Here is a 9138-nt window from a genome sequence, read left to right on the forward strand (position 1 = left end):
GGTGGAGCTGCATGACAAGGTCATCGGGCATTATCTGAACATAAAACACTATCAGTAAGTTGGAGTCATTACCCGGTCTGGGTATTGGCGAAGCGCCATTTATGCCTGCGGGAGTAAAGTCGATCACCGACTGGTATGCACAAAAAGAACGCGGCACGGCGCTGGGGATTTTTAACTCATCTACCGTTATCGGTCAGGCTATCGCGCCTCCTGCTCTTGTATTGATGCAGCTGGCATGGGGCTGGCGGACGATGTTCGTTATCATCGGCGTGGCAGGGATTCTGGTTGGGATCTGTTGGTACGCGTGGTATCGCAACCGGGCGCAGTTTGTCCTGACTGACGAAGAACGGACGTATCTCTCCGCGTCGGTTAAACCGCGTCCACAGCTGCAATTTAGCGAGTGGCTGGCGCTGTTTAAGCATCGGACAACCTGGGGGATGATTTTAGGTTTCTCTGGCGTCAATTATACCGGTTGGCTTTACATTGCGTGGTTACCCGGTTATTTGCAAGCCGAACAAGGTTTCAGTCTGGCGAAAACCGGTTGGGTAGCGGCGATTCCTTTCCTCGCGGCGGCGGTCGGGATGTGGGTTAACGGTATTGTGGTCGATCGGCTGGCGAAAAAAGGCTACGACCTGGCGAAGACGCGTAAAACGGCTATTGTCTGCGGTTTGATGATGTCGGCATTAGGCACGTTGCTGGTCGTGCAATCTTCCTCGCCAGCTCAGGCGGTAGCGTTTATCTCAATGGCGCTGTTCTGCGTGCATTTCGCGGGAACGTCTGCATGGGGACTGGTGCAGGTGATGGTGTCAGAAACAAAAGTGGCTTCCATCGCCGGGATTCAAAACTTTGGCAGTTTTGTTTTTGCTTCCTTTGCTCCGATCGTAACCGGTTGGGTAGTGGATACCACACACTCGTTTAATCTGGCGCTGGTTATCGCGGCCTGTGTGACGTTCACCGGGGCGCTGTGTTACTTCTTTATTGTCAAAGATCGCATTGAGTAATCGTTACTATCAGGCTCTCTTGCTGTGGGCCTGTAGAATAAAAAAAAGCGGATCCTGGAGATCCGCAAAAGTTCACGTTGGCTTTAGTTATTCGAGTTGAGAAACTCTCGAAACGGGCAGTGACTTCAAGGGTTAAAAGAGGTGCCGCTCCGTTTCTGTGAGCAATTATCAGTCAGAATGCTTGATAGGGATAATCGTTCATTGCTATTCTACCTATCGCCATGAACTATCGTGGCGATGGAGGATGGATAATGAATATTCGTGATCTTGAGTACCTGGTGGCATTGGCTGAACACCGCCATTTTCGGCGTGCGGCAGATTCCTGCCACGTTAGCCAGCCGACGCTTAGCGGCCAAATTCGTAAGCTGGAAGATGAGCTGGGCGTGATGTTGCTGGAGCGGACCAGCCGTAAAGTGTTGTTCACCCAGGCGGGAATGCTGCTGGTGGATCAGGCGCGTACCGTGCTGCGTGAGGTGAAAGTCCTTAAAGAGATGGCAAGCCAGCAGGGTGAGACGATGTCCGGACCGCTGCATATTGGTTTGATTCCTACGGTTGGACCATACCTGCTACCGCATATTATCCCGATGCTGCACCAGACATTTCCAAAGCTGGAAATGTATCTGCATGAAGCACAGACCCACCAGTTACTGGCGCAACTGGACAGCGGCAAACTCGATTGCGTGATCCTCGCGCTGGTGAAAGAGAGCGAAGCATTCATTGAAGTGCCGTTGTTTGATGAGCCAATGTTGCTGGCTATCTATGAAGATCACCCGTGGGCGAACCGCGAATGCGTACTGATGGCCGATCTGGCAGGGGAAAAACTGCTGATGCTGGAAGATGGTCACTGTTTGCGCGATCAGGCAATGGGTTTCTGCTTTGAAGCCGGGGCGGATGAAGATACACACTTCCGCGCGACCAGCCTGGAAACTCTGCGCAACATGGTGGCGGCAGGTAGCGGGATCACTTTATTGCCAGCGCTGGCTGTGCCGCCGGAGCGCAAACGCGATGGGGTTGTTTATCTGCCATGCATTAAGCCGGAACCATGCCGCACTATTGGCCTGGTTTATCGTCCTGGCTCACCGCTGCGCAGCCGCTATGAGCAGCTGGCAGAGGCCATCCGCGCAAGAATGGATGGCCATTTCGATAAAGTGTTAAAACAGGCGGTTTAAACCGTTTAACGCAGCTACCCGATAGGCTTCCGCCATCGTCGGGTAGTTAAAGGTGGTGTTGACGAAGTACTCAATAGTGTTGCCGCCACCTTTCTGTTCCATAATCGCCTGACCGATATGAATAATTTCGGCAGCGCGCTCGCCAAAGCAGTGAATACCCAGAATCTCTTTTGTTTCCCGATGGAACAAAATTTTCAGCGTGCCCACGTTCATGCCGACGATTTGTGCACGTGCCAGATGTTTGAACTGGGCGCGGCCCACTTCATACGGCACTTTCATCGCGGTCAGCTGCTGTTCGGTTTTGCCCACAGAGCTGATTTCCGGGATGGTGTAAATGCCGGTAGGGATATCTTCAATCAGATGTGCGGTGGCTTCGCCTTTTACCAGCGCCTGCGCGGCAATGCGCCCCTGGTCATAGGCCGCTGATGCCAGGCTCGGATAACCAATCACGTCGCCCACCGCGTAAACGTGCGGCTGTGCGGTCTGATACATGCTGTTGACCTTCAGCTGTCCGCGACTGTCAGTTTCCAGCCCAATGTTCTGTAACGCCAGCGAATCGGTATTACCGGTACGACCGTTGGCATAGAGCAGGCAGTCAGCTTTCAGTTTTTTACCCGACTTCAGATGCATGATCACACCGTCGTCACAGCTTTCGATCTTCTCGTACTCTTCGTTGTGACGAATCACTACGCCACTGTTCCAGAAGTGGTAGGAGAGAGAATCTGACATCTCTTGATCGAGAAATGCCAGCAGGCGATCGCGGGTGTTGATCAGATCCACTTTTACATCCATACCGCGGAAGATCGACGCATATTCACAGCCGATCACTCCAGCACCATAGATAAGTACATGGCGCGGTTCGTGGTGCATGCTAAGAATTGAGTCGCTGTCGTAAATGCGTGGATGGGTGAAATCAACATCTGTTGGATGATATGGACGAGAGCCGCAGGCAATAACAAATTTTTCAGCGGTTAGTGTTTCAACGCTGCCGTCCGGGCAATCCAGCGCCAACGTATGCTCGTCAACAAAGCGAGCGTTCCCCTGCAATATTTCACAGTGATTACGTTCGTAAAATCCCTGACGCATGCGCGTTTGTTGATTAATCACGTTATCGGCATGGTTAAGGATATCGGCAAAAGAAGAGCGGAGCAGTCGGGAATGGTCGCTGTATAGTGGGTTTTGATTGAATTCTATAATGCGGCTGACGGCGTGACGGAGAGCTTTCGACGGGATGGTGCCCCAGTGGGTGCAACCGCCGCCAACATTTTGATAACGCTCGATAACTGCGACGCGCGCACCTTGCTTAACCAGGCCCATTGCAGCGCCTTCGCCGCCGGGGCCGGAACCTATTACTATGGCATCGTAATCGTAGGAATGTGGCATGGTAGGGCTTACCTGTTCTTATACATAAAAGCAACAGAATGGTAACATTCTATCGCGGGTAAGCCAATTGATCCCCGTCATTTATCTGGCTATATCCTGAGCGGCCTTTGCTTTGTCTGTTTCTTACTTTTGCCCTGACGTTTTATTGGATTTTTATCGACGATACTCTCCGTTTAAGCGGCAGGTTTCCGCTGTACGTAAAAGAACCGGCCAGTAAATATGTTTTATTGCGTTACCGTTCATTCACAATACTGGAGCAATCCAGTATGTTCATTCTCTGGTATAGTGCCAGCAGTACTTTTGGCAAGGATTCAGACATCGTGATGGGCGTAAGAGCGCAACAAAAAGAAAAAACCCGCCGTTCGCTGGTGGAAGCCGCATTTAGCCAATTAAGTGCTGAACGCAGCTTCGCCAGCCTGAGTTTGCGTGAAGTGGCGCGTGAAGCGGGCATTGCTCCCACCTCTTTTTATCGGCATTTCCGCGACGTAGACGAACTGGGTCTGACCATGGTTGATGAGAGCGGTTTAATGCTACGCCAACTCATGCGCCAGGCGCGTCAGCGTATCGCCAAAGGCGGGAGTGTGATCCGTACCTCGGTCTCCACATTTATGGAGTTCATCGGTAATAATCCTAACGCCTTCCGGTTATTATTGCGGGAACGCTCCGGCACCTCCGCTGCGTTTCGTGCCGCCGTTGCGCGTGAAATTCAGCACTTCATTGCGGAACTTGCGGACTATCTGGAACTCGAAAACCATATGCCGCGTGCGTTTACTGAAGCGCAAGCCGAAGCAATGGTGACAATTGTCTTCAGTGCGGGTGCCGAGGCGTTGGACGTCGGCGTCGAACAACGTCGGCAATTAGAAGAGCGACTGGTACTGCAACTGCGAATGATTTCGAAAGGGGCTTATTACTGGTATCGCCGTGAACAAGAGAAAACCGCAATTATTCCGGGAAATGTGAAGGACGAGTAATGAAACAAGCAAATCAAGATAGAGGTACGCTGCTGCTGGCGTTGGTTGCTGGTTTATCGATTAATGGTACTTTCGCAGCGCTGTTTAGCTCCATTGTGCCATTTTCTGTATTCCCGATTATTTCCCTGGTGCTGACGGTTTACTGCCTGCATCAACGTTATCTTAATCGCACCATGTCGGTAGGCTTGCCGGGTCTGGCAGCTGCCTGTTTTATTCTCGGCGTACTGCTGTACAGCACGGTAGTTCGTGCGGAATATCCGGATATCGGCTCTAACTTCTTCCCGGCAGTACTCTCCGTCATTATGGTGTTCTGGATTGGCGCGAAGATGCGTAACCGTAAGCAGGAAGTTGCTGAGTAATCGGTATCATGCCGGATGCTGGCGCATCCGGCATGGGTTTTACTTCGCGGTCAGTAATACGCCGCACTCCATATGGTGCGTGTAGGGGAACTGATCAAACAGAGCCAGACGTTCGACCTTGTGCGTCTGGCTTAATGTTTCCAGATTTTTGCATAACGTTTCCGGATTGCAGGAGATATACAGAATACGTGGATACGCCTGCACCATTTTCTCGGTTTCACTGTCCAGACCGCTGCGCGGTGGGTCGACAAAAATGGTTTCGAACTGATAGCTCTTTAAGTCGATCCCTTGCAGGCGGTTAAACTCGCGCACACCATTCATCGCCTGAGTAAATTCTTCTGCCGCCATACGAATAATTTGTACGTTATCAATATGGTTAGCGGCAATGTTGTATTGCGCGGCAGCGACTGACGGTTTGGCGATTTCGGTGGCTAATACCCGATCAAAATTGCGCGCCAGCGCTAATGAAAAGTTACCGTTGCCGCAGTACAGCTCCAGTAAATCGCCTTTTGAGCCTTTGGTTACGTCCAGCGCCCATTCCAGCATCTGAATATTCATCGCCGCGTTCGGCTGGGTAAAGCTGTTTTCTACCTGACGATAGATCATCTCTTTCCCTGCGACCGGCAGACGCTCGTCGATGTAATCTTGATCCAGCGCGATTTTGGTTTTCGTTGCCCGACCAATCAGATGCACATTCAGATTCTGCGCGCGCAGTGCATCGCGCAGTGCTTCCGCTTCCTGACGCCACTCATCATCCAGCTTTTTATGGTACAGCAGGGAAACCACCGCCTGATTACTCAGCGTGGTGAGGTAATCAATCTGGAACAACTTGTGGCGCAGAACGGGATTATTACGCACACCCGCAATCATCGCCGTCATCAACTGGTTGATGAGTTCACTGGCGGCGGGGAAGCTATCCACGCGGATGCGGCTTTTGGTTTGTTGATCGAAAATGATGTGATACAGGTCATCGCCATCGTGCCAGATGCGGAACTCCGCGCGCATCCGGTAATGACTGACCGGCGAGCGAAACACTTCCGGAACCAGGTCAGAAAACGGTGCCATCATACTTTGCAAACGTACCACTTTTTCGGCTAACTGCGCTTCATACTGTTCTGTTGGAAGGTGTTCGGGGGTCATGATGTATCCTGAAAAATTAAAGTACGCGGCGATTGTAGGGATTGCTCATCAGATGTCCAGATCTTGATGAATTCCTATTTGTGAGCTACGTCTGGACAGTAACTTGTTACAACCTGTAGCATCCACTTGCCGGTCCTGTGAGTTAATAGGGAATCCAGTGCGAATCTAGAGCTGACGCGCAGCGGTAAGGAAAGGTGCGATGATTGCGTTATGCGGACACTGCCATCCGGTGGGAAGTCATCATCTCTTAGTATCTTAGATACCCCTCCAAGCCCGAAGACCTGCCGGCCAACGTCGCATCTGGTTCTCATCATCGCGTAATATTGATGAAACCTGCGGCATCCTTCTTCTATTGTGGATGCTTTACAATGATTAAAAAAGCTTCGCTGCTGACGGCGTGTTCCGTCACGGCATTTTCCGCTTGGGCACAGGATACCAGCCCGGATACTCTCGTCGTTACTGCTATCCGTTTTGAACAGCCGCGCAGCACTGTGCTTGCACCAACCACCGTTGTGACCCGTCAGGATATCGACCGCTGGCAGTCGACCTCGGTCAATGATGTGCTGCGCCGTCTTCCGGGCGTCGATATCACCCAAAACGGCGGTTCAGGTCAGCTCTCATCTATTTTTATTCGCGGTACAAATGCCAGTCATGTGCTGGTGTTAATTGATGGCGTCCGCCTGAATCTGGCGGGGGTGAGTGGTTCTGCCGACCTTAGCCAGTTCCCTATTGCGCTTGTCCAGCGTATTGAATATATCCGTGGACCGCGCTCCGCTGTTTATGGTTCCGATGCAATAGGCGGGGTGGTGAATATCATCACGACGCGCGATGAACCCGGAACGGAAATTTCAGCAGGGTGGGGAAGCAATAGTTATCAGAACTATGATGTCTCTACGCAGCAACAACTGGGGGATAAAACACGGGTAACGCTGTTGGGCGATTATGCCCATACTCATGGTTATGATGTTGTTGCCTATGGTAATACCGGAACGCAAGCGCAGACAGATAACGATGGTTTTTTAAGTAAAACGCTTTATGGGGCGCTGGAGCATAACTTTACTGATGCCTGGAGCGGCTTTGTTCGCGGCTATGGCTATGATAACCGTACCAATTATGACGCGTATTATTCTCCCGGTTCACCGTTGCTCGATACCCGTAAACTCTATAGCCAAAGTTGGGACGCCGGGCTGCGCTATAACGGCGAACTGATTAAATCACAACTCATTACCAGCTATAGCCATAGCAAAGATTACAACTACGATCCCCATTATGGTCGTTATGATTCGTCGGCGACGCTCGATGAGATGAAGCAATACACCGTCCAGTGGGCAAACAATGTCATCGTTGGTCACGGTAGTATTGGTGCGGGTGTCGACTGGCAGAAACAGACTACGACGCCGGGTACAGGTTATGTTGAGGATGGATATGATCAACGTAATACCGGCATCTATCTGACCGGGCTGCAACAAGTCGGCGATTTTACCTTTGAAGGCGCAGCACGCAGCGACGATAACTCACAGTTTGGTCGTCATGGAACCTGGCAAACCAGCGCCGGTTGGGAATTCATCGAAGGTTATCGCTTCATTGCTTCCTACGGGACATCTTATAAGGCACTAAATCTGGGGCAACTGTATGGCTTCTACGGAAATCCGAATCTGGACCCGGAGAAAAGCAAACAGTGGGAAGGCGCGTTTGAAGGCTTAACCGCTGGGGTGAACTGGCGTATTTCCGGATATCGTAACGATGTCAGTGACTTGATCGATTATGATGATCACACCCTGAAATATTACAACGAAGGGAAAGCGCGGATTAAGGGTGTCGAGGCGACAGCCAATTTTGATACCGGACCACTGACGCATACTGTGAGTTATGATTATGTCGATGCGCGCAATGCGATTACCGACACGCCGTTGTTACGCCGTGCTAAACAGCAGGTGAAATACCAGCTCGACTGGCAGTTGTATGACTTCGACTGGGGTATTACTTATCAGTATTTAGGCACTCGCTATGATAAGGATTACTCATCTTATCCTTATCAAACCGTTAAAATGGGCGGTGTGAGCTTGTGGGATCTTGCGGTTGCGTATCCGGTCACCTCTCACCTGACAGTTCGTGGTAAAATAGCCAACCTGTTCGACAAAGATTATGAGACAGTCTATGGCTACCAAACTGCAGGACGGGAATACACCTTGTCTGGCAGCTACACCTTCTGAACCACGTCCCACCGTGCTGGTGTTTGACTCCGGCGTCGGTGGGTTGTCGGTCTATGACGAGATCCGGCATCTCTTACCGGATCTCCATTACATTTATGCTTTCGATAACGTCGCTTTCCCGTATGGCGAAAAAAGCGAAGCGTTTATTGTTGAGCGAGTGGTGGCAATTGTCACCGCGGTGCAAGAACGTTATCCCCTTGCGCTGGCTGTGGTCGCTTGCAACACCGCCAGTACCGTTTCACTTCCTGCATTACGCGAAAAGTTCGACTTCCCGGTTGTTGGTGTCGTGCCGGCGATTAAACCTGCTGCACGTCTGACGGCAAATGGCATTGTCGGATTACTGGCAACCCGCGGAACAGTTAAACGTTCTTATACTCATGAGCTGATCGCGCGTTTCGCTAATGAATGCCAGATAGAAATGCTGGGCTCGGCAGAGATGGTTGAGTTGGCTGAAGCGAAGCTGCATGGCGAAGATGTTTCTCTGGATGCACTAAAACGTATCCTACGCCCGTGGTTAAGAATGAAAGAGCCGCCAGATACCGTTGTATTGGGTTGCACCCATTTCCCTCTACTACAAGAAGAACTGTTACAAGTGCTGCCAGAGGGAACCCGGCTGGTGGATTCTGGCGCAGCGATTGCTCGCCGAACGGCCTGGTTGTTAGAACATGAAGCCCCGGATGCAAAATCTGCCGATGCGAATATTGCCTTTTGTATGGCAATGACGCCAGAAGCTGAACAATTATTGCCCGTTTTACAGCGTTACGGCTTCGAAACGCTCGAAAAACTGGCAGTTTTAGGCTGATTTGGTTGAATGTTGCGCGGTCGGAAAATTATTTTAAATTTCCTCTTGTCAGGCCGGAATAACTCCCTATAATGCGCCACCACTGACACGGAACAACGGC

Annotated in this window: 8 protein-coding genes, 1 pseudogene and 1 riboswitch; of the genes and pseudogenes, 7 read left to right on the top strand and 2 right to left on the bottom strand. The window is 51.1% G+C overall.

Annotated elements, in window-relative coordinates:
- The first annotated feature begins 1 nt into the window (after position 1).
- From ABZJ92_RS19195 to oxyR, 3 genes and pseudogenes are all read left to right on the top strand, one after another.
- On the top strand, positions 2-58 hold the full coding sequence (locus ABZJ92_RS19195) for an IS1 family transposase (protein ID WP_003032489.1): 57 nt from the start codon (positions 2-4) through the stop codon (positions 56-58).
- A gap of 16 nt (positions 59-74) precedes the next feature.
- Positions 75-1001, top strand: a pseudogene (locus tag ABZJ92_RS19200) (MFS transporter); the annotation flags it as partial.
- 251 nt (positions 1002-1252) lie between these two features.
- The gene (gene oxyR / locus ABZJ92_RS19205) at positions 1253-2170 is read left to right on the top strand and encodes a DNA-binding transcriptional regulator OxyR (protein WP_001025931.1); all 918 of its coding nucleotides are present in this window, start codon (positions 1253-1255) and stop codon (positions 2168-2170) included.
- Here oxyR and sthA read toward each other — a convergent pair.
- On the bottom strand, positions 2153-3553 hold the full coding sequence (gene sthA, locus ABZJ92_RS19210; RefSeq protein ID WP_001120816.1) for a Si-specific NAD(P)(+) transhydrogenase: 1401 nt from the start codon (positions 3551-3553) through the stop codon (positions 2153-2155). The genes oxyR and sthA overlap by 18 nt on opposite strands.
- A gap of 320 nt (positions 3554-3873) precedes the next feature.
- Between sthA and fabR the strand changes: the two genes are divergently transcribed.
- Both fabR and ABZJ92_RS19220 read left to right on the top strand, forming a co-directional pair.
- Positions 3874-4524: an HTH-type transcriptional repressor FabR gene (gene fabR, locus ABZJ92_RS19215; RefSeq protein ID WP_001309117.1), complete on the top strand. Its 651-nt coding sequence runs from the start codon at positions 3874-3876 to the stop codon at positions 4522-4524.
- Entirely contained in the window at positions 4524-4883 is a 360-nt protein-coding gene (locus tag ABZJ92_RS19220) for a YijD family membrane protein (RefSeq protein ID WP_000806414.1), read from the top strand. Before fabR ends, ABZJ92_RS19220 begins: the two co-directional genes overlap by 1 nt.
- 39 nt (positions 4884-4922) lie before the next feature.
- On the opposite strand, the gene trmA is transcribed toward ABZJ92_RS19220, so the two are convergent.
- A complete protein-coding gene (gene trmA, locus ABZJ92_RS19225; protein ID WP_000187010.1) occupies positions 4923-6023 on the bottom strand; it encodes a tRNA (uridine(54)-C5)-methyltransferase TrmA in 1101 nt (366 codons plus the stop codon).
- A gap of 113 nt (positions 6024-6136) precedes the next feature.
- Positions 6137-6326, top strand: a riboswitch (cobalamin riboswitch).
- Positions 6327-6391: 65 nt separating this feature from the next.
- Here trmA and btuB point away from each other — a divergent pair.
- Together btuB and murI are read left to right on the top strand one after the other, a co-directional pair.
- A complete protein-coding gene (gene btuB / locus ABZJ92_RS19230; protein ID WP_000591336.1) occupies positions 6392-8236 on the top strand; it encodes a TonB-dependent vitamin B12 receptor BtuB in 1845 nt (614 codons plus the stop codon).
- The gene (gene murI, locus ABZJ92_RS19235) at positions 8181-9038 is read left to right on the top strand and encodes a glutamate racemase (RefSeq protein ID WP_000201819.1); all 858 of its coding nucleotides are present in this window, start codon (positions 8181-8183) and stop codon (positions 9036-9038) included. The genes btuB and murI overlap by 56 nt, the downstream gene beginning before the upstream one ends.
- The last annotated feature ends 100 nt before the right edge of the window (positions 9039-9138 follow it).

The organism is Shigella sp. FJ200513, assembly GCF_040495915.1.
GTDB lineage: Bacteria > Pseudomonadota > Gammaproteobacteria > Enterobacterales > Enterobacteriaceae > ECMA0423.

Bases quoted from the DNA above. Each gene is read 5' to 3' on its own strand.
- ABZJ92_RS19220 (WP_000806414.1), top strand. From the start codon at position 4,524: ATGAAACAAGCAAATCAAGATAGAGGTACGCTGCTGCTGGCGTTGGTT.
- sthA (WP_001120816.1), bottom strand. From the start codon at position 3,553: ATGCCACATTCCTACGATTACGATGCCATAGTAATAGGTTCCGGCCCC.
- murI (WP_000201819.1), top strand. From the start codon at position 8,181: ATGGCTACCAAACTGCAGGACGGGAATACACCTTGTCTGGCAGCTACA.
- trmA (WP_000187010.1), bottom strand. From the start codon at position 6,023: ATGACCCCCGAACACCTTCCAACAGAACAGTATGAAGCGCAGTTAGCC.
- btuB (WP_000591336.1), top strand. From the start codon at position 6,392: ATGATTAAAAAAGCTTCGCTGCTGACGGCGTGTTCCGTCACGGCATTT.
- oxyR (WP_001025931.1), top strand. From the start codon at position 1,253: ATGAATATTCGTGATCTTGAGTACCTGGTGGCATTGGCTGAACACCGC.